The sequence below is a fragment of the Micromonospora sp. NPDC005305 genome, assembly GCF_040607315.1.
Classification (GTDB): domain Bacteria; phylum Actinomycetota; class Actinomycetes; order Mycobacteriales; family Micromonosporaceae; genus Micromonospora.
The window spans coordinates 62,592-87,257 of the sequence record NZ_JBEXGL010000009.1 but is presented as its reverse complement, the minus strand read 5'-3'; the positions used below and the strand labels follow the sequence as shown (position 1 = coordinate 87,257).

Annotated in this window: 16 protein-coding genes; 3 read left to right on the top strand and 13 right to left on the bottom strand. The window is 71.5% G+C overall.

Going from position 1 to position 24,666, the window contains the following annotated elements; all coding sequences use genetic code 11:
- Positions 1-79: 79 nt before the first annotated feature.
- Both ABZS80_RS17260 and eda read right to left on the bottom strand, forming a co-directional pair.
- Positions 80-1,177 carry a sugar kinase gene (locus ABZS80_RS17260; RefSeq protein WP_355056863.1) on the bottom strand — a complete coding sequence of 366 codons (1,098 nt, stop codon included), beginning with the start codon at positions 1,175-1,177 and terminating at the stop codon, positions 80-82.
- A gap of 1 nt (position 1,178) precedes the next feature.
- A complete protein-coding gene (gene eda, locus ABZS80_RS17255; RefSeq protein WP_355056861.1) occupies positions 1,179-1,808 on the bottom strand; it encodes a bifunctional 4-hydroxy-2-oxoglutarate aldolase/2-dehydro-3-deoxy-phosphogluconate aldolase in 630 nt (209 codons plus the stop codon).
- A 102-nt stretch (positions 1,809-1,910) separates the two neighbouring features.
- On the opposite strand from eda, the gene ABZS80_RS17250 reads away from it, so the two are divergent.
- A complete protein-coding gene (locus ABZS80_RS17250) occupies positions 1,911-2,687 on the top strand; it encodes an IclR family transcriptional regulator (protein WP_355056859.1) in 777 nt (258 codons plus the stop codon).
- Between the two features lie 330 nt (positions 2,688-3,017).
- On the opposite strand, the gene ABZS80_RS17245 is transcribed toward ABZS80_RS17250, so the two are convergent.
- From ABZS80_RS17245 to ABZS80_RS17230, 4 genes are read right to left on the bottom strand one after another with little or no spacing between them, the layout of a single operon-like run.
- Entirely contained in the window at positions 3,018-4,694 is a 1,677-nt protein-coding gene (locus ABZS80_RS17245) for a hypothetical protein (RefSeq protein ID WP_355056857.1), read from the bottom strand.
- A gap of 33 nt (positions 4,695-4,727) precedes the next feature.
- Positions 4,728-6,908, bottom strand: coding sequence for a DNRLRE domain-containing protein (locus ABZS80_RS17240; protein WP_355056855.1), 2,181 nt, complete (start codon positions 6,906-6,908; stop codon positions 4,728-4,730).
- A gap of 44 nt (positions 6,909-6,952) precedes the next feature.
- Positions 6,953-8,608, bottom strand: coding sequence for a glycosyl hydrolase family 79 C-terminal domain-containing protein (locus ABZS80_RS17235; protein ID WP_355056854.1), 1,656 nt, complete (start codon positions 8,606-8,608; stop codon positions 6,953-6,955).
- Positions 8,609-8,637: 29 nt separating this feature from the next.
- Entirely contained in the window at positions 8,638-10,326 is a 1,689-nt protein-coding gene (locus ABZS80_RS17230) for a glycosyl hydrolase family 28-related protein (RefSeq protein WP_355056852.1), read from the bottom strand.
- A 365-nt stretch (positions 10,327-10,691) separates the two neighbouring features.
- On the opposite strand from ABZS80_RS17230, the gene ABZS80_RS17225 reads away from it, so the two are divergent.
- Both ABZS80_RS17225 and ABZS80_RS17220 read left to right on the top strand, forming a co-directional pair.
- Positions 10,692-14,441 carry a glycoside hydrolase family 2 TIM barrel-domain containing protein gene (locus ABZS80_RS17225; RefSeq protein ID WP_355056850.1) on the top strand — a complete coding sequence of 1,250 codons (3,750 nt, stop codon included), beginning with the start codon at positions 10,692-10,694 and terminating at the stop codon, positions 14,439-14,441.
- A 25-nt stretch (positions 14,442-14,466) separates the two neighbouring features.
- Complete coding sequence (locus ABZS80_RS17220) at positions 14,467-16,110, top strand: hypothetical protein (RefSeq protein WP_355056848.1); 1,644 nt, start codon at positions 14,467-14,469, stop codon at positions 16,108-16,110.
- A 126-nt stretch (positions 16,111-16,236) separates the two neighbouring features.
- Here ABZS80_RS17220 and ABZS80_RS17215 read toward each other — a convergent pair whose 3' ends face one another.
- From ABZS80_RS17215 to ABZS80_RS17185, 7 genes are read right to left on the bottom strand one after another with little or no spacing between them, the layout of a single operon-like run.
- Positions 16,237-17,721 (bottom strand): mannitol dehydrogenase family protein, encoded by a 1,485-nt coding sequence (locus ABZS80_RS17215; protein WP_355056846.1) that lies wholly within the window; start codon positions 17,719-17,721, stop codon positions 16,237-16,239.
- Complete coding sequence (locus ABZS80_RS17210) at positions 17,718-19,238, bottom strand: altronate dehydratase family protein (RefSeq protein WP_355056844.1); 1,521 nt, start codon at positions 19,236-19,238, stop codon at positions 17,718-17,720. Before ABZS80_RS17210 ends, ABZS80_RS17215 begins: the two co-directional genes overlap by 4 nt.
- 22 nt (positions 19,239-19,260) lie before the next feature.
- On the bottom strand, positions 19,261-20,469 hold the full coding sequence (manD, locus tag ABZS80_RS17205; RefSeq protein WP_355056842.1) for a D-mannonate dehydratase ManD: 1,209 nt from the start codon (positions 20,467-20,469) through the stop codon (positions 19,261-19,263).
- Positions 20,466-21,359, bottom strand: a complete 894-nt coding sequence (locus ABZS80_RS17200) for an ABC transporter permease (RefSeq protein ID WP_355056840.1) — start codon at positions 21,357-21,359, stop codon at positions 20,466-20,468. Before ABZS80_RS17200 ends, manD begins: the two co-directional genes overlap by 4 nt.
- On the bottom strand, positions 21,359-22,282 hold the full coding sequence (locus ABZS80_RS17195; protein WP_355056838.1) for an ABC transporter permease: 924 nt from the start codon (positions 22,280-22,282) through the stop codon (positions 21,359-21,361). The genes ABZS80_RS17200 and ABZS80_RS17195 overlap by 1 nt, the downstream gene beginning before the upstream one ends.
- On the bottom strand, positions 22,279-23,418 hold the full coding sequence (locus ABZS80_RS17190) for an ABC transporter ATP-binding protein (RefSeq protein WP_355056837.1): 1,140 nt from the start codon (positions 23,416-23,418) through the stop codon (positions 22,279-22,281). Before ABZS80_RS17190 ends, ABZS80_RS17195 begins: the two co-directional genes overlap by 4 nt.
- Positions 23,415-24,635 carry an extracellular solute-binding protein gene (locus ABZS80_RS17185; RefSeq protein ID WP_355056836.1) on the bottom strand — a complete coding sequence of 407 codons (1,221 nt, stop codon included), beginning with the start codon at positions 24,633-24,635 and terminating at the stop codon, positions 23,415-23,417. The genes ABZS80_RS17190 and ABZS80_RS17185 overlap by 4 nt, the downstream gene beginning before the upstream one ends.
- Positions 24,636-24,666 lie beyond the last annotated feature (31 nt).

Here is a 24,666-nt window from a genome sequence, read left to right as displayed (position 1 = left end):
GGCTGACCTCCTGGTGGTCCCACATCCGCCGGGCCGCCCGGCAGCGGGCCGAGTTGCGGCCACGGTGGCACCGAGGGCACTACCGCTGCACGCGAGCGCCCCTGCCGAGGACGAGCGACTCGACTTCCTTCAGGCTCGCCATCGAGGTGTCGCCGGGGGTGGTCATGGCCAGGGCTCCGTGCGCCGCGCCATATTCCACCGCGGTGGCCAGGTCGCCGGTCTTGAGCAGTCCGTAGATCAGTCCGGAGGCGAAGCTGTCGCCGCCGCCGACCCGGTCGAGGATATCCAGGCCGGCCCGGTGGGTGGCCTCGACGAAGCCGCTTTCGGCTGACCAGGCGATCGCGCCCCAGTCGTTGACCGTGGCGCTGCGGACCGTACGCAGAGTGGTGGCCACGACCGCGAAGTTGTCGTACTCCTTGGTGACCGCCTGGATCATCCGCTCGAAGTTGGCCACCTCGAGGTGGGACAGCGACCCGTCGGTGTCGGGCACCTCGAAGCCCAGCGACGCGGTGAAGTCCTCCTCGTTGCCGATCATCACGTCGACGTAGCGGGCGAACCGGCGGTTGACCTCCCGCGCCCGCGGCTGCCCGCCGATGGCCTGCCAGAGGCTGGGCCGGTAGTTCAGGTCGTAGGAGATGACGGTGCCGTGCCGGCGGGCGGACCGCATCGCCGCCTCGATGGTGTCGGGGGTGGTGGTGGACAGGGCGGCGTAGATGCCGCCGGTGTGCAGCCAGCGCACCCCCAGCGTGCCGAACAGGTGGTCCCAGTCGACGTCCTCGGGACGCAGCTGGCTCGCGGCGGTGTGCCCACGGTCAGAGGTGCCGACGGCCCCGCGTACGCCGAAACCGCGCTCGGTGAAGTTGAGGCCGTTGCGCACGGTGCGGCCGGTTCCGTCGTACGGCATCCAGGTGATGAACGAGGTGTCCACGCCACCCTGGAGGACCAGGTCTTCGAGCAGGCGGCCCACCTCGTTGTCGGCGAAGGCGGTGACCACGGCGGCGCGGAGGCCGAAGCAGCGGCGCAGGCCGCGGGCGACGTTGTATTCGCCGCCGCCCTCCCACGTGCGAAAGCTGCGGGTGGTGCGCACCCGCCCCTCGCCGGGGTCGAGGCGCAGCATGATCTCGCCGAGCGAGACCATGTCGTACCGACAGTCGTCGGCGGGTCGAATCCGCAGCATCTCACGCCTCCGGTCCGGTCCGGGCGGCCGCCACCGCGGCCGACGTACGCCGGGTGACCTCGTCCCAGCGTCCGGCAGTGATCAGCTCCGGGGCGACCATCCAGGTGCCTCCGACCGCCAGGACCGCCGGGTGGGCCAGGTAGGCGGCGAGGTTGTCGGTGTTCACCCCGCCGGTCGGGATGAACCGCACGGAGCGGAACGGCGCGGCCAGCGCCTTGATCATCCCCAGGCCGCCAAGCTGTTCGGCGGGGAAGAACTTGACGCTGTCGAGGCCGGCGTCGAGCGCCATCATGATCTCGGTGGGGCTGGTGACGCCGGGAAAGACCGGTATCCCGAGCTGCTGGCAGTGCCGGACGACGGCCGGGCCGAAGCCGGGGCTGACGACGAACCGCGCACCGGCCTCGACCGCCCTGTCGACCTGGGCCGGGGTCACCACGGTTCCGGCGCCGACGAGCAGGTCGGGCCGCTCCGACATGTTCCGGATCGCCTCGGCCGCGGCGTCGGTGCGGAAGGTGACCTCGACGCTGTGCAGGCCCCCGTTGACGAGCGCCGCTGCCAACGGGGCGGCGTCGCGGGCGGCGTCGAGCACGACCACGGGCAGGATCCGACCGGCTCCGACGGCCGCAACCACGCCACCGGCCTCCGGATCGGACTGTTCAGAATGGCGAACGCTAGTCACATACTTGACCCTATCGACGTCCATCGCCCTGTCAACCCCGCTAGAGTGGCCGCCATGACCTCGCCCGACGGGTTCCTCCCGGTGAAGTCCGCCGGCCGGACGCTGGAGGTGCTCGAAGCGCTCGCCGCCTCGCCGCACCGGCGCTCCCTCGTCGACCTGGCCCGCGCCCTCGACATCCCTAAGAGCAGCCTGCACGGCATCCTCCGCACGCTGGCCCAGCGCGGCTGGGTGGAGAGCGACCTGACCGGCACCCGGTTCGGGCTCGGCATCCGCGCGCTGCAGGTCGGCGCCGCGTACCTCACCGCGGACGACGCCATGGGCGTGCTCGGCAGGGTGCTCGACGACCTCTCCCGGCAGTTCGGCGAGACCGTCCACCTGGGGCGCCTCGACGGGCCACACGTCGTCTACCTCGCCAAGCGCGAGTCCGTACATCCCCTGCGGCTGTACAGCGCCATCGGCCGGCAGTTGCCGGCCCACGCCACGGCACTCGGCAAGGTGCTGCTGGCCGAGCGCGGCGACGAGGAGGTCGACGAGTTGCTGAGCTGGCCGCTGCCCGCCCTGACCCGGCACACGGTCACCACGCCGGACGCGCTGCACGCCGCGCTGGCCGGCATCCGGCAGCGGGGCTACGCGGCGGACCGCGAGGAGAGCACCGAGGGCATCGTCTGCGTCGCGATGGCCGTACCCCTGCGGTCCCCCGCCATCGACGCGATCAGCCTTTCCGTGCCGGTGGCCAGGCTCGGGGCCGACACCGAGGAACGGATCGTGGCGGCGCTGCACCGGGCGGTCGACCAGGTCCGGGCGGCCGGCGGCCTGCTGACCAGCGCCTGACCCGCCGCTCGACCCCGGCCCGGCGTCGAGCGGCGGCGGCCGTCACGCCGAGGCCAGGTCGAGCGGCACCGCGTTCTCCACCACGTTGCGCAGCACCGGGGTTGTCGACATTCTCCACCACATCAGCCCGGCTCGTGGTGCCGAAGTCGACGTCGGTGAGGGTCACCGTCTCGATGTGCGCGTCGGGGTAACCGCGCAGGTTGAGGGCACGACCGGCCGACCGGACGGTGAGGTCCTGGACGTGGATGTCGCCGACAACGGGGTTGACCTGGGTCGGCCGGTCCCGCCGCAGCGGGACCGGCCGAGGGATCGCGGTACAGGTCCCGTTGCTCAGTGCGAGAAGGTGACGATCTGCGCGGTGCCCGGCGCGACGGTCACCGTCGCCGACCGGTGATCGACCGCAACGGCGCTGGACTGCGGCGCGCCGGTGGCGACTCCCGCGGGCGACACGGTCCGTCCCCCGAGGGAGATCTGCGCGGCGTCCAGCGAGGCCAGGCCCTCCGGCGCCGCACTGCGCAGGGTCACCTGGCTTCCGGTGCCGTACGCCGAGGGCAGGTTCAGCGTCACCGCGTCCTGCGTGCTGTCCGCATGAGCCGGGTCCTGGACGTTGATGAGCACCACGGTCAGCGTGCCAGCCTTTCCCTTGACCGCGTACGCACGGAGCTTGTCCAGGTGCTCATCGGCGAGATCGAGGTCGACGAACCGGCCCTGCGGGACCTGCCGGAACGCCCAGATGCCGTAGTAGAGCGGGTTCGCCGACAGCTCGTTCGCGTCGAGTGCCGCCTGGTCCGCGGCGCAGAACGCACCGTAGTAGCGGTAGGAGATGGGGTACTCGGCGGAGTCACGCGCCTTGAAGTCGCCGCAGACGCCGGTGGTGTTGGTGTGGAACTGCAACCGGTCGACGCCGCTCTGCGCCGCCTGCAGGAGGTAGTCCAGCGACCAGAGCGCCGTGGCGTACGAGTTGCTCGCCGCCGGCATCCCGCTGCACGAGGCACTGTTCGACTCGTTGAGGGTCATCGGGATCGTGCCGTGGAGCTGGTCGTCGACGGCCATGATGCCGGCCAGCTTGCTGCGGGTGTTCGTGTAGGTGAGCGGGGACATCAGCTGGCCGATTGTCATCACCGAGGAGCCGCAGTGGCTCCACGGGTACCAGTGCGAAGACAGCTCAGACAGCACCTGCCGCGGCTGGGTGGATTTGTCGGCCAGTGCGGCGGAGACGAATCCCTCCAGGTGGGTGTTGGTCTTCGCGGTGTTGGCCGACGGCCCGACGATCTTCAGGTTGGCGTGCGGCAGCGCCTCGTCGATGGCGGCCCGGTACTGCTTCGCCGTCTCCCACATCTCCGCGTCGGTCAGAGTGGTGACGTTGTCGTACTCGTTGCCCAGTTCCACCCCCAGCAGATCGTCGCCCAGGGTCCGGTACGCGGCCGTCACCTCGGCGACCACCTGCTCCAGGCTGACGTCGGGCGACGGGTCCCGGGTCGGGTTCTTGATTTTGGAGGGGTCGATGATCTTCTTGAGCGGCGCGCCGAGGGTCACCTTCCAGCCCGTGGCGTCCAGCAACTCCTTGAGGTGGTCCAGGTCGCTCTGGTCGACCGTGCCGCCGATCGCCTCGGGCGGGGCCGGCGCGTCGGTCCACGTGCCGAAGGCGGGCCACACCAGGTCCATGGAGTAGCCGCCGAGCCGGATCACACCGTGCGGACCGAGCGTCCGCAGCCGCTCCGCCATCCTTTCCCGAGTCAGGTAGCCGTGCGCGAAGTCCGCGGACTCGACCGAGAAGCCCTGGAAGTCCGCACCCAGCACCGCGTTGCGTCCGTCGACGGTGGCCGTGAGCGTGAGGTCCGTCGTCGCGGCGGAGTCGTCAGCGGTCGCGGGTAGGCCGCCGGCCGCCACGAGACCGGTCGCCAGCACTCCGGCGGCCAGCGACCGGCGCAGGAAGCTTCGCCGTACGGGGATAGGGGTGGCGGCGCGGGCGCCGCGACCCGGAGCGGCAATGCCGTAGGTTTTCATGGTTCTCCTCGCAGTGGTGGACGGTTGGTGGCGTCAGCGGTACAGACGCAGTCGGGGGCGCAGGTCCGGCGCGGGCGCGGCACATCCCGAGAGCTCGAGGCGCCGACCGTCGTCGGCGGTGTCCTCGCCCCGCTTCCGCTCCCGGATCAGCAGGAACCCGAGGGAACGGCCGCGAGCGCGGCGCAGCGCATCGGTGACGTCGAGCCGGACGGGACCGGTGGCACCGGTCGCCGTGAGCTGACCGGCCGGGTGGAGCCGGTCGCCCACCGAGGTGGGCCGGACCGCGCCCGGGTCGAGGTACGGCGCTGACTCCCAGGTCAGGTCGCGCCCGGTCCAGGACGTTTCCGTCATGACGTACGCCATGACGGTCAGCGGCGCCCCGTCCGTGCTGTTGCCGTGCATCTCGAGTACGGCCCGGCGCGCCGCGGGCCCGCCGCCGAGATCGAAGGCGAGGTAGCTCACGGCCGAGGCGCCGCCTGGGTCGAGGGCGATGGCGAGGCTCTGCTGGGCGCCGCCGGAGGGCTGGGCGGCCTGGCTCACCGAGGCGTCGGCATAGGCCTCGATCGAGCGTGACTCGCCGGGGTCGGCCACGGTGACCAGCCAGACGGCCTCGGCGGGTTGGGTCAGCGTGATCCTGCCGTCGGCGGGCAGCGGGACGACCGTCGTGATGCCTCCGCTGTACGTCGGGCTCACCTCCTCGACGACGACCTCGCCCCCGCCGAGGCCCAGCCCGCCGAGGTCCAGCGAGACGGAACCCGCGGGGCTGCCACTGGCACGGGGCAGCCAGAGGTGGTGGCAGCGGGTCCGCTGGTCGCGGCTGACCGGGATCGTCCGGCCGTCCCCGGTGACGGCGTGCAGCAGCCGGCGCTGCTGGCCGGCGAAGCCCTTCGCGAAGAGGCGGTTCACCTCGGCGGCTTTCGTGGAGCCATGGATGTCGTAGACGCCGCTGTGCTCGACGTGGTAACAGCCGGTGCCGTACGGGATGCCGTTGGCGCGCATGGTGTCCTGGAACTTGAACACGATCATGCCCTCGGCCTGAGCGGTGACCGCCTCGCCCCAGATCCGGGCCAGGTCGCAGTAGATCAACGGGGTGTCGAGATCGTCTCCGCTGGTCTCGAACGCGCTGGTGTTGCGGCGGTTGAACTCGGAGTAGACGATGGGCAGCTCCGCGCCGGTCGGGGTGTATTCCCGCATCCGCTGCCGCATCATCGCGAACTCGTACGCGTAGACGTCCGCCGTCTTGTTGTACTGGTGGGTGTCGAACACGTGGAAGATGTCGTAGTCCACCTGGGTGCCGTGGTAGTCGGTGCGCAGGTTCCGCAGCGAGATCTCGCCCCAGCCGTACCGGTCGTCGCGGGCATCGGCGTCGGGGTCGGCGTCCATGTGATCGTTCCCGCGTGAACTGGACACGTGGGTGACGACTGGCGCGTGGACGAGGGGCCGCAGGCGCTTGCCGTAGCGCTGGTTGACGTCGGCGATCGCGCATCGCACGGCGTCCGACGCGATCTGCAGCCCGCGGATGTAGATCTGCTGGTCGACGATGTCCTTGGCGGCGCTGGGGTGGTCGGGCTCGTTGACGAAGTTGAAGCGCTCCACGTCGTAGTCCCGGGCCAGGTGGTAGGTGAGCGCGTAGTGCTTCTGCCACTGCTGCCACAGCCCCGACCACGGGCTGTTCCAGCGCAGCTGCGCGGCCTCGATGATCGGGGTGATGCCGAGCCGCTTGAGCTCGGCGAGCTGGTGGTTGAGCCGGTAGAAGTTGGTGCTCGAGTAGACGTGGTGCTCGAACACCTCGCGCAGCAGTGCCCAGTCGAGGAAGCGGTTCTGCTCGGGGCTGCGGCGCAGTTCGTCCTTCGCCACGTCGAACGCATCGATGTCGGAGATCCCGGCGCCCGGGTCGAAGGCCTCGTCGGGACACCAGTCCTCGAAGGACGCGAAGAAGCGGACCGCATTGACGCGGGAGTACGCCAGCCAGGCGCTGGTGTTGCTGCCGGGCATGAAATGACCGGTGTTGTAGCCGACGAGGGGCATTCCGCGGCCGGCCGGGGCCGTCGACACCACCACACTCAGCGGGCCGCCGTCGGGGGCGGCCGCCGCCGCGCGGCCGCTCCGAGCCCCGGCCATCGTCGCGGCGGCGGTGAGCCCGAGGCCGCCGAGCAGGGTGCGCCGGCTCAGGCCCCGGGGCGGGTGGACCGGGTCCGGCACTTGACTCCGCATGGTGCGGCTCCCGTCGTCGTGGATGGTCGGGGGCGTCTGACCGGTCAGTGCGAGAAGGTGACGAGTTGCGCGGTGCCGGGCGCGACGGTGACCGCCGCCGACCGCTGGTCGACCGGCACCGTGCCCGGGCGTGGGGTGCCCGTGGCGGTGCCGGCGGGTGAGATCTGCTGGTCGCCGAGGGTGATGCGGCCGGCGTCGAGGGACGCGAGCCCGCCGGGTGCGGTGCTTCGCAGGGTCACGGCTCGCGCGGTGCGGTAGGCCGCGGGCAGGTTCAGCGCGACCGTGTCGCCGGTGCTGTCGGCGGCGGCGGGATCCTGGACGTTGATGAGGACGACGGTGAGGCTTCCGTCGCGGCCCAGGACGGCGTACGCGCGAATCCGGTCGAGGGCGGTGTCGGGCAGGTCCAGGTCGACGAATTTGCCGGTGGGCACCTGGCGGAACGCCCAGATCCCGTAGTAGAGGGCGTTGGCGGAGAGCTGCCCGGCATCCAGCGCTGCCGGATCGGCCGCGCAGAACGCGCCGTAGTAGCGGTACGAAATCGGATAGTCGGCGGACTCACGCGGTTTGAAGTCGCCGCAGACGGCGGCGGTGTTGGTGTGGAACTGCACCCGGTCGACGCCGCTCTGCGCGCCCTGCAGCAGGTAGTCCAGCGACCACAGCGCCGTGGCGTACGAATTGCTGACTCCCGGCATCCCGCTGCACGAGGCGCTGTTCGATTCGTTGATCGTGGACGGGACGGTGCCGTGCAGCCGCGCGCTGACCGTCCGCATGCCGGCCAGCTTGGCCCGGGTGTTGAGGTGCGTCTCCGCGGACATCAGCTGCTGGATGGTCATGGTCCGGCCGCTGCAGTGGCTCCACGGATACCAGTGCGAGGACAGCTCGGCGAGCACCTGCTGCGGCTTGACGGAGCCGTCGGCCAGCGCGGCGGTCACGAACTCGTCCTCCCTGGTGCTGCTCTTCGCGCCGCTGGGCGAGGGCCCGGCTATCTTCAGCCGAGCGTGCGGCACCCCGGTGCTGATGGCGGCCTGGTAGCGCTTGGCCGTCTCCCACATCTCTCCGCCGGTCAGGGTGGTGACGTTGTCGTACTCATTGCCGAGCTCGACGGCCAGCAGGTCATCGCCCAGGGTGTCGTGCGCCGCCTTCACCTCGGCGACCACCTGTTCGAGGCTCACGTCCGGCGACGGGTCCCGCAGCGGGTTTTTGATCTTCGACGGGTCGACGACCGTCTTCAGCGGGGCGCCGAGGGTGACCTTCCAGCCGGAGGCGTCCAGGAGCTGCTTGAGGTGGTCGAGGTCGGCCTGGTCGACGGTGCCGCCGATCGCCTCCGGCGGGGCCGGAACGTCGGCCCACTTCCCGAAGGCCGGCCAGACCAGGTCCATCGAGTAGCCGCCCAACCGGAGCACACCGGGGCCCAGCGTGCGCAGCCGTTCGGCCATCCGCTCCCTGGTCAGGAAGCCGTGCGCGAAGTCCGCCGACTCCACGGAGAACCCCTGGAAGTCGTCGGACAGCCGGGCGCTGTGCTCGTCTAACCTGGCGGTGATGGTCAGTTCGGTGGTCGCCGGTGCGGCGTCGCCGACGACGGCTGCGCTACCGGGGTACGGCACCAGCGCCGCGACCGCGGCGCTCACGACGAGGCACCGGCGCAGCCGGTGGCCACCGGAGCCGGGGCTCGCCGGCCCTCGACCTGTTACGTCCCGCATCTCGGTCCTCCTCAGGCAGGTGGCGGAAGCTAATGCCGTCCGCGCTGGGCGAGGTAGAGGTCCTCGACGGACGGGGCCGATCCGTGGTCGGCGAGCAGCGACTCCAGGTCGCCGGAGAAGTCGCGGGCCAGGCCGCTGCTGGTGTCCTCGACGCCCTGCACGCCGACCGTCGCGCTGCGCGGCGCCACGTCGGCGATGGTGATCGCGTACGGGCGGCTGTTGGTGATCTGGACGTTCCAGTGCGCCATCCGCGCGCCGAAGAGGGGGCCCGACGCGGCTGATCCGCCCACCCGCCCGTTGTTCTCCAGCGTGATGTTCGTCCGGACGTTCTCGAACGGGAGCGCCCGGTGGGTGTCGAACGTCCCCTCCGCCATGCGCCCGCCGCGATACACATTGCCGGCCGAGAGGCCTTCGACGTTGAGGCCGTGGTGGATCGCCCCGGAGGCGACGGGAACGGTGAACCGCTCGATCTCGAAGTCCTCGACGAGGTTGTCCGTGGACTGCATGCGGCAGGCGAAGCTGTGGTGGGCGGCCCGCCCGCCGACGGCGACCCCGGTGATGGTCACCGACTTGGCAGTGGTGAGCCCGAAACCGAGGTCGCAGTTCTCCACGCGGACGTCGCGGGCCCAGCAGTCGTGCACCGCCTGGAAACACACACCGTTGGAACCCGGATGCCGATTGTGCGCGGTCTGCGGCACGAGCTCGTTGCGGATCGTGAGGTTCTCGACGCCGGCGTCGCTCACGGTCGGCCCGATCGCGCGCAGCCGCGCCGGCCAGCCGGGCCGGAGGTCGTACTTGAGCGGCTGCGCCAGCCGGACGACACGCTCGCCGAGCACCGCCGCCACCCGCACCGGCCACTGCAGGGTCGCGTACTGCACGTACTGCCCGCCGGATCCGGTGACGAGCTGGGGCGCCGAGCGCGGCCAGTCGTAGTCGCGGGTGCCGGGTACGTCGCCGGCGAGGTGCTGCAGCAGGCTCGCGTCCGGCGGGTTCTGGCACTCCAGCACGACCATGTCGCCGGGCGTCAGCCGGTCGGTGCCGGAGATCACCAGGGTTCGCTGGCCGCGGGACGCCGCGCCGACCTCGGCGAGCACGTCACCGAGCAGCCATCCCTCGGTGCCCGCGTAGTCCTCGGCCTCCGAGCGGGCGCGCCGCTCGGGCGCGACGAACCAGATCTGCCCGCCGGTCCAGGACCAGCGGCTGTTGCCGTTGGACTGGCGGTTCGGCCGGTAGCCGTCGTCGAGGGTGCGCGTGAAGTGCAGCACCGTGGCGTCCCGGCCGGTTCCCCTGAGCACCACCCCCGACCAGTGCATCCACACCGGCCCGGAGAGCGTCCAGGTCCCCGGGGGCACCAGCACCACGCCCCCGCCCTGCTCCCCTGCCTGCCGTACCGCGGCGTTGAACGCCGCCGTGCAGTCCGTCCCGTTCGGACGGGCACCGAAGTCGGTGACCTTCGTGGCGACCGCGGGCCGCGGCGGTCGCCGGCCGAGCCGGTAGCCGGCGGCGGTGACGTCCGGGAGCAGCGGATGACAGCCGGGGGCCTCCCGCCACTGCCGCAGGAGTTCGGCGGCGGCGTCACGGGCCGGTCCGGGTCCGCCGGGCTCCGCCGCCCGGGCCGGCGGAGTCACGCCGGCGAGGGTGGTGGCGGCGGTGGCGGCCGCGCCCAGGCCGAAGAGTCCACGTCGGGTGATGGCGGGATCCGTGAGTGGTGGCGCCATGTTCTCTCCTCAAGGCGGTGCGGCGCGGACCTGAAATCGTTTGTGGTCCGACGTTCACGACACCAAAGACTTGGCCGGGGGTCAATGCGTTACAAGCCTGAAACTTGTTTCAATGCCACTCCCACAACCCGGCGGTCTCCTTCAACAGTGAGGCGGAAACAGCCGGTAGAAGGGGTGACGGCCGCTGGAGTGGCTGGCTTCTGAAACTTGTTTCATCCCGCCGGACGCATTGACGGGGGCGTCGCCGTTTGTTGCCATCAGATAACCGCAAACGGTTTCAAGGAGCCTGCCACCGCCCGGGATGGCGACGGCACCTGACCGGTGCGCGGGACCGCCCGGACCACTACACCCGCGAGGACGCTGTCATGAGGATCCGGCTACCCAGAACGATCGTCGCCTGCCTATCCGCCAGCATTGTCGCGCTGGCGCTGGTGCTCGTCGCACCCGTCGGTGGCGCCGACGCCGCCGACCCGGCACTCCGGTTCAAGAGCCCGAGCGGCCGCCGGCTCAGCGGCACGGTGGATCTCGAGGTCACGGCCCCACCGGGGACCACTGCTGTGCGGTTCTACCTGGACGACGTTCAGCTGTCGGAGCTGACAGACCTCTACGCGCGACAGACGAAGACCGCGCCGACCTGGGCGACCGCGACGGACGCGACGTGGTTTCCGAACGGGGCACACGATCTCCGGGCCGAGGCCGACACCCCGTCGGGCACGCTCACCGTGACCAAGCAGGTCGTGACCACCGCCCCGCCCGCCGGGCCGGGCCACACCCGCCTGACCGGAGGCTGGCGCTTCTCCACCGCCTCCGAACTGCCGGCCGGGGCACTGGACGGCGCCGTGCCGCCGGCGGTCCGGCCCGAGCACGACGCCGGCAACTGGCCGCTCATCGTGGTACCCGACTCATTGGGGGCGGTACGGGCGAGCTGGAACGACGACAACGGCGTGCTCGGGGTCTACCGGCGGACCATCGACCTCGACGCGCCCGACCCGGGTGAGCGGACCGCTCTGGTCTTCGAGTCGTGCTTCTGGACCTGCCGGTACTTCGTCAATGGCGTCGATGTCGGCACCAGCACCGGTGGTTACCTGCCCACCCGGCTCGATGTGACCGACGCGGTCCGCGCCGGGACGAACACCATCGCGGTGGTGGTCGACAACCGGGTCTCGGAGATGGGCGAGTACGCCCGCCCGGTCCAGGGCCTGTACTGGAACTGGGGTGGCCTCCTACAGGAAGTACGCCTCGAGCGCTCCCCCGCCGTCGCCCTGACCGAGACCCGGGCCGAGGGCACCGCGTCCGGTCGGCTTACCGTACGCCCGACCGGGGTCAACGCAAGCGGCATGCCGCAGCAGGTGTCCGCGATGCTGACGGTCGACAGGCCGGACGGCAGGCGCGTGCTCGGCCCGACGCGGGTGACCACCACGGTCCCCGCCGGCGGCGGCGCGGCCACACCGATCACGCTCGACGTCCCCGCTCCCGCGCTGTGGGACCTGGACCACCCGAACCTGTACACGGTGCGCCTGCGCCCCCTCGGTGACGCCGCCTGGCGGGAACTGGTCGAGCAGACCGGCTTCCGCACCGTCGCCGTCGACGGCCTCGACCTTCTGCTCAACGGCAAGCCGATCAAGGACCTGCCGGGCTTCAACCGGCACGCCGATTACCCCGGGCTGGGTCGTACCCAGCCGGACGGGCTGGCCGACCGGGAGATCAAGCGGCTGCACGACAAGGGCTTCCGCATCTTCCGGCCCGCGCACTACCCGACCACGCCTGCGGAACTGGACGCCGCCGACCGGTACGGACTGCTGGTCATCGAGGAGATCAACAACATCAGCTCGCAGCCGGGAACCTTCCTCGGCCGCGCCGACGTGCAGGAGTTCGGCAAGCGGACGCTGGCCCGGATGATCGCCCGCGACCGCAGCCACCCCAGCCTCTTCGCCTGGTCGGTCGGGAACGAGAATGCCACCGAGACCGACGGCGCGGTGGACTACGTGCGCACCGTCATCGCCCACGGGCGCAGCCTCGACCCGGCCCGGCTCTACACGCAGGTCTCCCACCGGCACACCCGCGACCGCGCGTATCCCTACCAGGACTTCTTCGCCACCAACTACTACGCCGGCTGGTACTCGACACTGGAGAGCCTGACCTCGCATCTGGACGCGTTGCAGAAGATGACCGGCCAGCCCATCCTGCTCAGCGAGTACGGGGCGGAAGCCGTCCACCAGCGCGCCGGCCTGGATCGCGGCACCGAGTACTACCAGGCCTATCTGGTCGACGAACACAACCGGCTGCTGCACGACCGCCCGCACCTCATCGGCAAGATGTACTGGACCTCCACCGAGTTCTGGTGCACCCCGACCTGGGGTTCGGGGCAGAACCCGGAACCCGTCCCGCCCTTCCACACCAAGGGCCTCGACACCTACCAGCGGGAGCACAAGCTCGGCTGGCGGGTGATGTTCTCGCCGGTGCGGATCGCGCGGGCCAGCGTCCTCGCGGCGCCACTCGACCGGCCGGCGTCGTTGCGCCAGCGGGTGACGATCGTGGACGCGCTCGGCCACGGCGGGCACGGGACGGTGGTGGTCGAGCCTCCGCCGGGCTTCGCCGCCCAGCCGGTGCCCTTCACGGTGCCCGTCGGCGGCGAGACCACCGTCGAGGTCACGCTGACCGGCGCGCTCACCGCCGAGCACGTCTCCTCGACCGGGTTCGTCCGGGCCGTCGTCGACAGCGACACCGAGGCCCTGCCAGTGCCCTTCACCGTCCGCAGCCTCGACAGCGTCACCAGCCCGGCCGGGGACGACTTCCCGTCCGGCACGCTCGACCCCGGCTGGCAGATCGTGCGCCCGGACGACTCGGGGTGGAGCCTGCAGGACCGGCCGGGCGCGCTGCGGCTGTCGACGCTGCGCGGCGGCGAGACGGGGGCCGGCGGCGACGGGCGGAACCTGTTCCTGCGTACCGACACGCCACAGTCCGACTTCACCGCCGCCGCCACTGTCGAGGCACCCGACCTCTCCGCGGACTTCCAGCAGGTCGGGCTCTACGCGTACGTCGATGACGACAACTATGTGAAGGCCGACCTCGGCTGGGTCGACGGGCGGCGCGCGCTGGAGATTCTGACCGAGTCGGGTGGGAAGGTCGGCGCCCGGTCGTCGGTGCCGTACGACGGGCGGTCGGCCCGGCTGCGCCTGGTACGCCGGGGCACCGACGTCGCCGCGGAGTACTCGAGCGACGGCCAGTACTGGTACCGGCTCGGAAGCGCGAGCCTCGCCGGGTCACCGAAGGTGGCGGTGCAGGCGGTCGGCGGCGGCACCGCGCCACCCGTCGTCCCGACGTACGTCGACAACCTGATTGTGCGGGCCTCCGGGCACGTGTCGGTGCAGGACCTCGCGGTTCCCGGCCAGCCGCTGTTCGCCGGTGAGGCGGGACAGGCCGTGGTCACCGTGGCCAACGGCACCGACCGTCCGGTGTCGGTCGACGCGCGGCTGGCCGTACCGGAGGGCTGGACGTCGGGAGCCGTGGCGCGGGAGGTGCCGGCGTTCCCGAAGGTGAGCATCCCGGTCCCCGTGACGCCCGCGCCGTCGCCGCAGATGGCGACCCTCGCCGCGGTGGTGACGGCGACCGACGCGCCGCTCTACGGCCGGCCGGAAGCAGCGGTGGTGACCACGCCGCGGGGTGACCGGGTCGGGCTCGCGCTCGACGCCGGTACGGCCACCAGCCCGCTGCTGCCGACGTACCACCGGATGTCCCCGTCCGATGCCTGGGACGCGGCCCGGGGGTACGGCTGGATCGGCACCGGGCCGCAGTCCCGCGACCGGGGCGGCCCGGACGACCTGCGCCGCGACATCGTGACCGGGCAGGTGCCCGCCACACTCCGGCTCGCCGTGCCTGCCGGCACCCACCAGGTCGCGCTGCTCGTGGGCGACGCCAGTTTCCCGGCCGACGCGATGACGGTGTCCAGCGCGGGACGCACCCTCGCCCACCTGGCCAGCCCGACCGCCACCGGGCAGTTCACCTGGCTGACGTTCCCGGTCGACGGGGGCGCGGACGGGCGGACCGTCGACCTCGAATTCGCCGCCGACAACGCCGGCCAGTACTGGCGGTTCGCCGCGCTCGTCCTGTCCTGAGTTCGCACCTGAAAGGCGTACCCGTATGAGAAGACATCCGACCCGTGGCGCCGCCGCGGTCGTGGCCCTGGCCGTGCTCGCCTGTCCCGGCGTGAGCGTCGCCGCATCCGCCGATCCCGGCGAGTCCCACGCGTCCGTACGGCTCGACCCGCGGCGCATGGTGGGGGGCGGGTCCGTCCCCGCGCACTTCGTCGGATTCAGCGTCGAGTGGTCGTTGATCGAACGGTACATGGGGCCGAGCGCTCGGCCCGCCTTCGTCAACCTGCTCCGCAACCTGGACACGGGCTCGCTGCGTATCGGCGGTTCGTCGCAGGACGTGATGCAGTTCGACGCGACCGCGACGAACACCGACGAGGTGATCACGCCCGAGGACCTCGCCGACATCCGGGCGACCCTCGAGGCGGCGAACGCCGACGGCGGCGGCATTCCCCGCTGGGCGGTGACCCTCGGCACCGCGATGGCGCCGGCCACCGCGGGCCGTCCCTGGCGCGGTCCCGAGCACGCCCAGGCGTTCGTCACGCAGGGGGTCAAGCCAGCGTTCGCGGGTGCCGACGAATACATCGCCGCGGTATCGCTCGGCAACGAGCCGGACCTCTCCTACGGGTACGACTTGCCGGAGTACCTGGGCGATTTCGCCGCCTACACCGGCGCGGACGTCACCGGGCCGTACCCGCTCGTCACGCCGAACACCAGCGAGCCCATCTCACCCTGGCAGAGCATCGCCGACCGCAGCGTGCAGACGCGCTTCTTTGCAGACTGGCCGGCCATCCTCGACGCCACCGCCGGGCCGACGAAGGCGAAGGCCGGCACCTTCGGACCCTGGGCCGCCGACCACTTCTACCCGCTGGCCCGCACCTGCGCCACCGATTCGTACCGCTGCCCGACCATCCCGGCGCTGCTCTCCGACGAGCGGCTGGACAACTTCAACTACCAGGTCTACACCCACGCCGACGAGGCGGCCCGCCACGGCCTCGCCTACCGGGTCGAGGAGCTCAACACCGCCGCCGGACGCGGCGCCCCGGGCGTCAGCGACGTCGCCGCCAGCGCGGTCTGGGCGCTCGACGCGATGTTCAACGCGGCCTGCCCCCAGCCGCCGCACGCCCCGTCGGTCAACGCGACGTGCGGCACCGGCGCGATCGGGGTGAACTTCCACAACGCCGAGGTGCGGGCGTTCTTCCACCCGGAGGAGGGCAACGGCTACTACAACGCGCTCAATTTCGACCCGTCACCGGCCATGGGATCGCCGGCCCCGGCGCCGGAGTACTACGCGCTGCTGCTGTTCTCCCGGTTCGCGCAGGGCACCACCGGGCTCCGGCCGGTGCCCGTGACGGTCAACGCCGCGCAGGGCGGGCAGGTCAAGGCCTGGCGCGTCGACGGCGGCGCGTCCGAGCGACGGCTGTTCCTGATCAACAAGGGTGACGAGCCGACGTCGGTCGACGTGGCGGCGCCCGGCGCGAGGTACGAACTCGACCGGATGACCCCGGACGACCCGAGCGGCGCGGGTCGCACCCTCGACGCACCGGGCGTACGCATCGACGGCCGGGCCGTGTCGGCGGATGGCAGCTGGCCCGGATTCCAGCCCACCGTGGGCACCACCTCCGCAGGGCACGCCCGGATCACGCTGGGCGCCGGTGAGGCGGTCGTCCTCACGATGCACGGCCACGCCTGAGACGCACACACATCCGGTGATCGTGGTCCGCCATCCGGGACCGCGGTCACCGGGTGCACCACATGAGCCGCCGGTCGTGGCGGCTGACCCGCACGTCGTAGCGCCACCGGTAGCCGTCCGGGCGGCTCACCGGTTCCCGGTGAGCCGCCCGACGTGTTCGATCAGCGCCGCCCGGAAGCCGTGGTGCTCGGGAAGGTCTACGCCGAAGATCTCCTCGACCCGGAGCAGCGAGTCGACCAGCCGCCCCGGATCGCCCGCGCCGGCGGCGCCAGCCGCCAGTAGGCGGTCCGCCAGCGGGTCGTCGAGCGGCAGCTCCCGTCCGCGCACGTCCCGACCTTCACCCACGTATGCCATCCAGGCCGCGACGGCGAGCGCCGCCTGCCGCGGCACCGCCCCGGCGGCCAGGCGGTCGCGGACCGTGCCGAGTAGCCGGACCGGCAGCTTCTGCGACCCGTCCATGGCGACCTGGACGGTCCGGTGCCGCAGCGCCGGGTTGGCGAACCGCTCCAGCACCTGGCGCCGGTAATCGGCCAGGTCGAGGCCGTCCGGTACGCGCAGGGTCGGCGCCACGTCCTCGACCATCAGCGCCTCGACGGCGGCGGCGAGCTCGTCGTCGGCGAGCGCGGCCGCGATCGTGTCGTGACCGCGCAGGGCCCCCAGGTATGCGAGCAGGGAATGCGTGGCGTTGAGCATGCGCAGCTTCACCGACTCCCAGGCGGCGACGTCGCTGGTGAACACCGCGCCGGCGCGGTCCCAGGCGGGCCGCTCCGCGGCGAAGTCGTCCTCGATCACCCACTGGCGGAACGGCTCGGCCACCACGACGCCCCGGTCCTCCAGCCCCAGCACCACCCGGGCGTCGGCGCGGTCGTCGTCAGTGGCCGCCGGCACGATGCGGTCGACCATGCTGGACGGAAAGCGCACGGACGCCGCGATCCAGTCGGCGAGCCCACCCGCCTCGGCCTCCGGCAACGCGTCCAGGAAGTCGTGCACCAGCCCCCGCAGGACCTCGCCGTTGCCGACCAGGTTGTCGCAGGAGAGCACGGTGACCGGTCCGGCGGCGCCGGTGGACCGGCGCTGCAGCCCACGGACGACCTGCCCGACGACGGTCCGCGGCGGGCGCCCCGCGAGGTCGGCGGAGACCTCCGGGTCCGACACGTCCAGCCGTCCGGACCGGTCGCGGCGGTAGCCCTTCTCGGTCACGGTGAGCGTAACGACGCGTACGGCGGGATCGGCGATCCGGTCGACGACCGCCGCCGGGTCGCCGGCCCCGAAGAGCACCTCGCGGACGCTGCCGACGACCCGCGGTGGCGCCGCGCCGCGGCCCCGCTCCAGCACCGTGTAGAGGCCGTCCTGCGGCGTCAGCTGATCGCGTACGGACGCGGATCGCTGGGTGACCCCGGCGATGCCCCAGTCGTCGCGGCCCGCCGCCGCCGCGGCCAGCTCGGTGAAGATCGCCTGGTGCGCCCGGTGGAAGGCCCCGATCCCGAGGTGCACGACGCCGACCCGCAGCGCGCGCGGGTCCACCGCCGGCCGGGTGAACGCGCCGCCCCGCCCGAGGCGGTCCAGGGTGTCGAGACGCAGCCGGGGTGCCGCGTTCGCCTCGTCTCTCACAGCACGGCCCCCAACTGCCACGGGACGATCTCCTCACCGCCGAGGCCGAGCTCCTCGCTCGCGCTGCGGCGGCCCGATGCCACGTCCAGCAGCAGGTCGTAGACCCGCCGGCCCATCTCGTCGACGGAGACGCCCTGCTCGACGACCGGTGAGCAGTCCAGGTCGATGTCACCGGCCATCCGGCTGGCCAGCTCGGCGTTGGTGCCGAGCTTCACGGTGGGGACGGGGCGGCTGCCGAAGACCGAGCCGCGCCCGGTGGTGAAGCAGATGATGTTCGCCCCGCCGGCGACCATCCCGGTCACCGAGACCGGGTCGTAGCCGGGGGTGTCCATGAAGACCAGCCCGGGCCGCGGGATGGGCTCCGCGTAGTGCCGCACCGCGGCGAGCGGGCTCCGTCCTGCCTTCGCGACCGCGCCGAGCGACTTCTCGAGGATGGTGGTGATGCCACCGTCCTTGTTGCCCGGCGACGGGTTGGCGTCCATCGTGGTGCCCTGCCGCCCGGTGTACTCCTCCCACCACCGGATCCGCTCCATCAGCGCCTCGGCCGTCTCCGGGCTGCTCGCCCGCGCGGCCAGCAGGTGCTCGGCGCCGTAGATCTCCGGCGTCTCGCCGAGCACGGACGTCGCGCCGGCCGCCACCAGCAGGTCGGAGGCCACCCCGAGGGCCGGGTTCGCGGTGAGTCCGGACCACCCGTCGGACCCGCCGCACTGCAGGCCCAGCACGAGTTCCTCGACCCCCACCTCGGTGCGCGTGGTGCCGGCGAGGTCGCGCATCATGTCCCGGACCAGCTCGGTGCCGCGGGCTACCGCGGCGGAGGTGCCGCCCAGCTCCTGGATGGTGTACGACGAGACCGGCACGTGCTCGGCGAGGCCGAGGTCGGCCATCAGCCCGGTTACGGCGTTCACCTCGCAGCCGAGACCCACCACGACCAGTCCGCCGATGTTCGGGTTCCGAGTGTAGCCGGCGAGGGTGCGGCGCAGCAGGTCCCACCCGTCGCCCTGGGCGGCCATGCCGCACCCCGTGCCGTGGGTCAGCGCGACGACCCCGTCGACCCCCGCCAGCCCGTCCGCGTCGTCCTCGGTCATCCGGGCGATCTTGCGGGCGACGGTGGCCGAGCAGTTGACGGTGGTCAGGATGCCCACGTAGTTGCGGGTGGCGGCCCGGCCGTCCGGGCGACGGTAGCCCTGGAACGTGCGGCGCAGGTCGGCGGGGAGCGGCGGGACCGGGTGCACCTGCCCGCCCGCCACGCGGGCGGCGGCGTCCTCCGGCATCCCGAGGTTGTGCACGTGCACGTGTTCGCCCGCCCGGACGTCCACCAGGGCCCGCCCGATCACCTGGCCGTACTTGCGCACCGGCGACCCGGCGGGGAGGTCACGCAGAGCGACCTTGTGCCCGGCGGGCACGTCGTTCCGCAGCGCCGTGTCCGCCGCCCCCGCCAGCGCCACCGGCTCCCCCGCTCTCATCGCCGTCGTCGCGACCGCGACGTCGTCGCTCTCGTACAGGACCACCAGGCTCATGCCACCACCTCGCTTCGCGCTCTCACCACGGGTGCACCGTGCCGTCTTCCAGGCGGTTGACCGGCAGGTACGCGGGCGAGTACGGGTAGCGGGCCGCCGCCTCCTCGTCGATGTCCACGCCGAGGCCGGGCACCTCCGCCGGGTGCAGATAGCCGCCCTCGAAGTGGTAGCCGTGCGGGAAGACCTCGTCGGTCTGCTCGGTGTGCCGCATGTACTCCTGCAGACCGAAGTTCGGGATCGCGATATCGAGGTGCAGGGCCGCGGCCATGCACACCGGAGACAGGTCGGTGGCCCCGTGCGAGCCGCTGCGCACGTGGTGCAGGGCGGCGAAGTCGAAGATGCGACGCAGGTGGGTGATGCCTCCCGCGTGCACCACCGTGGTACGGATGTAGTCGATCAACTGCTCGCGGATGAGCTGGGCGGCGTCCCAGACCGTGTTGAACACCTCCCCCACCGCCACCGGTGTCGTGGTGTGCTGGCGGATGAGCCGGAACCCCTCTTGGAAGTCTGCGGGGACCGGGTCCTCCATCCAGGTCAGCGCGTACGGTTCCAGGCTGCGCCCGAGCCGTGCCGCCTCGATCGGCGTCAGCCGGTGGTGCACGTCGTGCAGGAGTCGCAGGTGGGGACCGAACTCGTCGCGGACCCGGGCGAAGACGGTCGGCACATGCGCGAGGTACCGCTCGGTGGACCAGGTCGCCTCGGTGGGCAGCGCTGCGTCGGCAGGCTCGTAGAACATCTTGTCGCGGCTGACGCCGTAGGTCCTGGCCAGGCCGGGCACCCCGCACTGCACCCGCACCGCGCGGTAGCCGTGGTCGACGAACCGGGCCACCTCGGCCAGCACTTCTTCCACCGTCTCCCCGTTGGCGTGGCCGTAGACCGTCACGCCTTCGCGGGAGCGGCCGCCCAGCAACTGGTAGACCGGCAGGCCGGCCACCTTGCCCTTGATGTCCCACAGCGCGGTGTCCACCGCCGCGATCGCGCTCATGGTGACCGGGCCGCGTCGCCAGTACGCGCCCTGGTACAGGTACTGCCAGGTGTCCTCGATCCGGGCCGGGTCCCGGCCGATCAGCAGCGGTACGACGTGGTCACGCAGGTACGAGGCGACGGCCAGTTCACGACCGTTGAGGGTGGCGTCCCCGACACCGGTGACGCCCTCGTCGGTGACGATCTTCAGCGTGACGAAGTTGCGTCCCGGGCAGGTGACGATGACCCGGGCGTCGGTGATCCTCACGGCTCCGGTTCCTCCTTGACCCGCGCGACGAGCTGCGTCGGGTTGACGTACCGAAGGGCGATGACGAGCAGCACCACCATCATCGCGGTGTACATGACCGCCATCGCGTCCACCGACTGCTGGGCGCGGATGCCCGCTGCGGACATCGAGTAGTAGAGCGCGACGACGAGCGTCTGCGAGTCGGGACCGGCGGTGAGGAAGGTCAGCTCGAACATGCCGACGGTCCGCACCAGGACGAGGATCGCCGAGGCCAGCATCCCGGGCAGCAGCAGGGGCGCCAGCACGTGGAGGAAGACCGACCGCAGCCCCGCCCCGCACATCCGGGCCGCGCTCTCGATCCGCGCGTCGATCTGCTCGATGAACGGCGTCATGGTGAGGATCACGAAGGGCACCGAAGGGACGAGGTTCGCCAACACGACGCCGGAGAGGTGGCCGGCGAGACCGAACTTGTAGAGCACGGTCGCCAGCGGGATGCCGTAGGTGATCGGCGGCATCAGGATCGGGAGCAGGAAGACCAGGTAGATGGTCCGCTTGCCGGGGAAGTTCCGGCGGGCGAGCACGTACGCCGCTGGCACGCCGATCAGCAGCGACAGCCCCACGACGAGCAGGGACACCTCCAGGGTCACCTTGATCACCTGGAACAGTGCGAACTCGGTCCACGCCTCGCCGTACCACTTGCTGGTGTAGCCGTCCGGGAGCCAGCTGTTGAACCAGCGCTGGCCGAACGAGCTGACCAGCACCGACCCGACGACGCCCAGCAGGTTGAGGAAGAAGAAGATGACCGCGCCCCAGACGAACCAGGCGGCGGGGCGGGCGACGATGCGCCGCCGTGGGCGGACGTCCGGGGCGCCGGCCGCGCCGGCGCCGGTTGCCGCGGTGGTGGTGACCATCAGCCCTTACCTCCCGTGGACCCGGTGTAGAAGCGCGCCCGGGCGAACAACACCACCGAGATGACCACCAGCTCGATCAGTCCCATGATCATCGCGATCGCCGACGCGTAGGGGTAGTCGTACTGCTCGTAGGCCGCCTGGTAGGCGGCGATAGAGATGACCCGGGTCTCGCCGGCCGGGTTGCCGACCAGGACCGCGGACGGGAACACGCTGAACGCGAGGACGAACGTCAGGCAGAACGTGGTGGCCAGCCCCGGCATCAGCAGCGGCAGGGTGACCACACGGAACCGCTGCCACCAGCCAGCGCCGAGGGTCGCCGCGGCGCGCTCGAGCGTCGGGTCGATGCCGGACAGGTACGACAGCACGAGCAGGAACGCGAAGGGGAACCCCGTGATGATCAGGGAGAAGAAGACGCCCCAGTAGTTGTGGATGAGCCGGATCGGCTCGTCGGTGAGGTGCACCGCGGTCAGCACGCGGTTGAACCACCCGGTCGGGCCGAGGAAGTTCAGCAGCCCCTGGGCGGTGAGCACGGTCCCGAGCGTGATGGGTACGACCAGGAGGATCGTGACGAGTCGCTTGCCGCGGAACCTCCCCCGCATCCGGTAGGCGATCGGCACCGACGCCACCACGTTCAGCAGCGCGGCGGGCAGCGACAGGCCGAGCGTGGTCCAGATCGTCGCGCGCTGGTAGGCGTCGCTGAAGAAGCGCGCGTAGTCGCTGAACGGCCCGCCCTCGGTCGGCTGGAACGACAGGCCCAGCCCATAGAAGAAGGGGTAGAGGAAGAGCAGCACGACGAAGAGCAGCGCCGGGGCGAGCAGCCACAGTTGCCGGTCGACGCCCCGTTCGGCGAGGCGGTGCTGCCAGTGGGCACGCGCGGGCTGCCCGGCGGAATCCGCCGCGGGGGTGGAGGTCGCGGCGGTCATCCGACCAGCCCTGGTTCCTCGAGCAGGGCCGCCCCTGCGGCCGGCCCGGCCGGGGGGGCCGAGTCGCCGGGAAAGACCAGCAGCCGCTGGGGGTCCATGCTCAGCGTGACCCGGTCACCGGGTGCGACTCGGCGGTCCGTACGCAGGTGGACCCGCACGCCGGCGGCGGTCACCGCCTCCGCCGCGAGTTCCCGGCCCTGGTACTCCACCACCTCGATCTCCGCCGGCACCGCGTTGGTCGTCGCGCCGGCCTGATCGACCCGTACGTCCTCCGGGCGCACCGCGGCGATCACCTCGCCGCCCGGCGCCACCGGACCGACCGGGTCGCCGACGAGCCGGAAGCCGTCCCGTTCCACCGCCACCGTGTCGTCCACCGCCGCCTGCACCCGCATCGGCCAGAGGTTGCGGTAGCCCATGAAGTCGGCGACGTGCCAGTTGGCGGGGCGGGTGTGCAGCTCCTGGGGCGGCCCGATCTGTTGCACCCGGCCGGCACGCAGCACGACGAGGCGGTCGGCCAGCGAGAGCGCCTCCTCCTGATCGTGCGTCACGTAGACGGTGGTGAGCCCCAGCGACTGGTGCAGCCGGCGGATCTCGGTGCGCATCTCCAGGCGCAGCTTGGCGTCGAGGTTGCTCAGCGGCTCGTCCATCAGCACCAGCGACGGCTCCAGGACGACCGCCCGCGCGATGGCCACCCGCTGCTGCTGCCCGCCGGAGAGCTGGCCGGGCAGCTTGCCGGCGTGCTCCTCGAGCCGTACCAGGCGGATCGCCTCCTCTGTACGGCGGCGGATCTCGTCCTTCGGCAGCCGCCGCATCCGGAGTCCGAATGCGACGTTGGCCCGTACGGACATGTGCGGGAAGAGCGCGTAGTTCTGGAACACCATCCCGAAGCCGCGGCGCTCGGGCGGCAGTGTGTCGATGCGCCGCTCGTCCTGCCAGATGCTGCCCCCGGTCAGGGGCAGCAGCCCGGCGAGACAGTTCAACGCGGTGGACTTGCCGCAACCCGAGGGACCGAGGAGGGCGACGAACTCGCCCGCCTCGATCGTCAGGTCGAGGTCACGTAGCGCGTCATGGCCGCCGAATCGACGCGAGACGCCCTCAAGTCGCAGCTCGGAGAAGGCCTTCGTGCCGGTGGTCATCCCTGCTTGACCTTCCCGCTGCCGACCTCCCGGTCCCACCGGTCGAAGGCCGCCACCAGCGCCTTCGCGTCCAGCGGCACCTCCTTCGGGTTGCTCGCGATCAGCGACTCGTACTCCGGCCGGCCGAAGTCCCGGATGGCGTCCTGGCTCTTCTGCGGCGCGTCCGACAGCTGGACGCCCTGCAGTGCCGGGCCCGGGTAGAAGTAGCCGTCGTCGTAGGCCTTGGCCTGCTGCTGCGGGGTCAGCATGGACGCGAGCAGGGCGAGCACAGCGGCCTGGGTGTCCGTCGACACCCCCTTGGGGATCACCGCGTAGTGCGCATCGGTCACCCAGTGGAACCCCTGCAGTGAGGTGACCTTGGCCTCCTTCGGTACGGTGCCGAGGACCCGTGGGTTGATGTCCCAGCCGGTCGTCGAGGCGATCAGGTGCACGGACCCGTTGGCCAGGTTCTTCATCGTCTCGGTGGTGCCGGAGGGGTAGTAGTCGACGTACTGGTTGAGCTCCTTGAGGAAGGCCCAGGTCTTGTCCCACCCGTTCACCGGGTCCTTCGGGTCCTTGTCGCCGAGGACGTACGGCAACCCCATCAGCAGGGTCCGCCCGGGACCGGAGTTCGACGGGCGGGCGTACTGGACCTTGCCGCGATGGGCCTTTGCGTACGCGAGGAGCTGGTCGGCGCCCGTCGGCGGGTTCGGCACGGTGGCCGGCAGGTACTCCAGCAGCGGGCCCGACGGATAGTAGGTAACGGTCACGCCCGCGTTGCCGGCAAGCTTCTGCATGGCGGCGGCCGGCTCGAGATAGTTCTTCATGCCGGAGAGTCGGCTCTCGAACTTGGGCAGCACGTCCATCCACAGACCCTGGTCGATGCCGGCGGCGAGCCCGTCCACGCCGGTGAGCACCAGGCCGATGTCGACCCGGTTGGCGTTCTGCTGCGCCTTGATCTTGCCGGCCAGCTCCGGGGCGGGCGACTTCGAGTAGGTGACCCGGGAGATGACGTCCGGGTTTCCCTTGACGAAGTCGTCAATCATGCCCTGCGTCAGCTGTAGGTTTCCCGCGACGTCCAGGACGTTCAACGCCACGGCCTTCTTCGGCTTGTCGGGAACCTCGCCGTTGGTGTCGCCGCCGGCTCCGCCGGAGTTGTCCGGCGCGCCGCAGGCTGCGGTGGCGGTTAGCAGGGACGAGGCTGCGGCGATCAGGGCGCTCCGCCGGGTAATGCCCATGAGACGTTCCCTCTCTCGATCATCTTCGAAG

Excerpts from the sequence above, each read along its gene's own strand:
- ABZS80_RS17230 (WP_355056852.1), bottom strand. The coding sequence starts at position 10,326 with ATGGCGCCACCACTCACGGATCCCGCCATCACCCGACGTGGACTCTTC.
- ABZS80_RS17245 (WP_355056857.1), bottom strand. The coding sequence starts at position 4,694 with ATGAAAACCTACGGCATTGCCGCTCCGGGTCGCGGCGCCCGCGCCGCC.
- ABZS80_RS17220 (WP_355056848.1), top strand. The coding sequence starts at position 14,467 with ATGAGAAGACATCCGACCCGTGGCGCCGCCGCGGTCGTGGCCCTGGCC.
- ABZS80_RS17190 (WP_355056837.1), bottom strand. The coding sequence starts at position 23,418 with ATGACCACCGGCACGAAGGCCTTCTCCGAGCTGCGACTTGAGGGCGTC.
- ABZS80_RS17185 (WP_355056836.1), bottom strand. The coding sequence starts at position 24,635 with ATGGGCATTACCCGGCGGAGCGCCCTGATCGCCGCAGCCTCGTCCCTG.
- ABZS80_RS17225 (WP_355056850.1), top strand. The coding sequence starts at position 10,692 with ATGAGGATCCGGCTACCCAGAACGATCGTCGCCTGCCTATCCGCCAGC.
- ABZS80_RS17210 (WP_355056844.1), bottom strand. The coding sequence starts at position 19,238 with ATGAGCCTGGTGGTCCTGTACGAGAGCGACGACGTCGCGGTCGCGACG.
- ABZS80_RS17195 (WP_355056838.1), bottom strand. The coding sequence starts at position 22,282 with ATGACCGCCGCGACCTCCACCCCCGCGGCGGATTCCGCCGGGCAGCCC.
- ABZS80_RS17260 (WP_355056863.1), bottom strand. The coding sequence starts at position 1,177 with ATGCTGCGGATTCGACCCGCCGACGACTGTCGGTACGACATGGTCTCG.
- ABZS80_RS17235 (WP_355056854.1), bottom strand. The coding sequence starts at position 8,608 with ATGCGGGACGTAACAGGTCGAGGGCCGGCGAGCCCCGGCTCCGGTGGC.
- ABZS80_RS17200 (WP_355056840.1), bottom strand. The coding sequence starts at position 21,359 with ATGGTCACCACCACCGCGGCAACCGGCGCCGGCGCGGCCGGCGCCCCG.
- ABZS80_RS17240 (WP_355056855.1), bottom strand. The coding sequence starts at position 6,908 with ATGCGGAGTCAAGTGCCGGACCCGGTCCACCCGCCCCGGGGCCTGAGC.
- ABZS80_RS17250 (WP_355056859.1), top strand. The coding sequence starts at position 1,911 with ATGACCTCGCCCGACGGGTTCCTCCCGGTGAAGTCCGCCGGCCGGACG.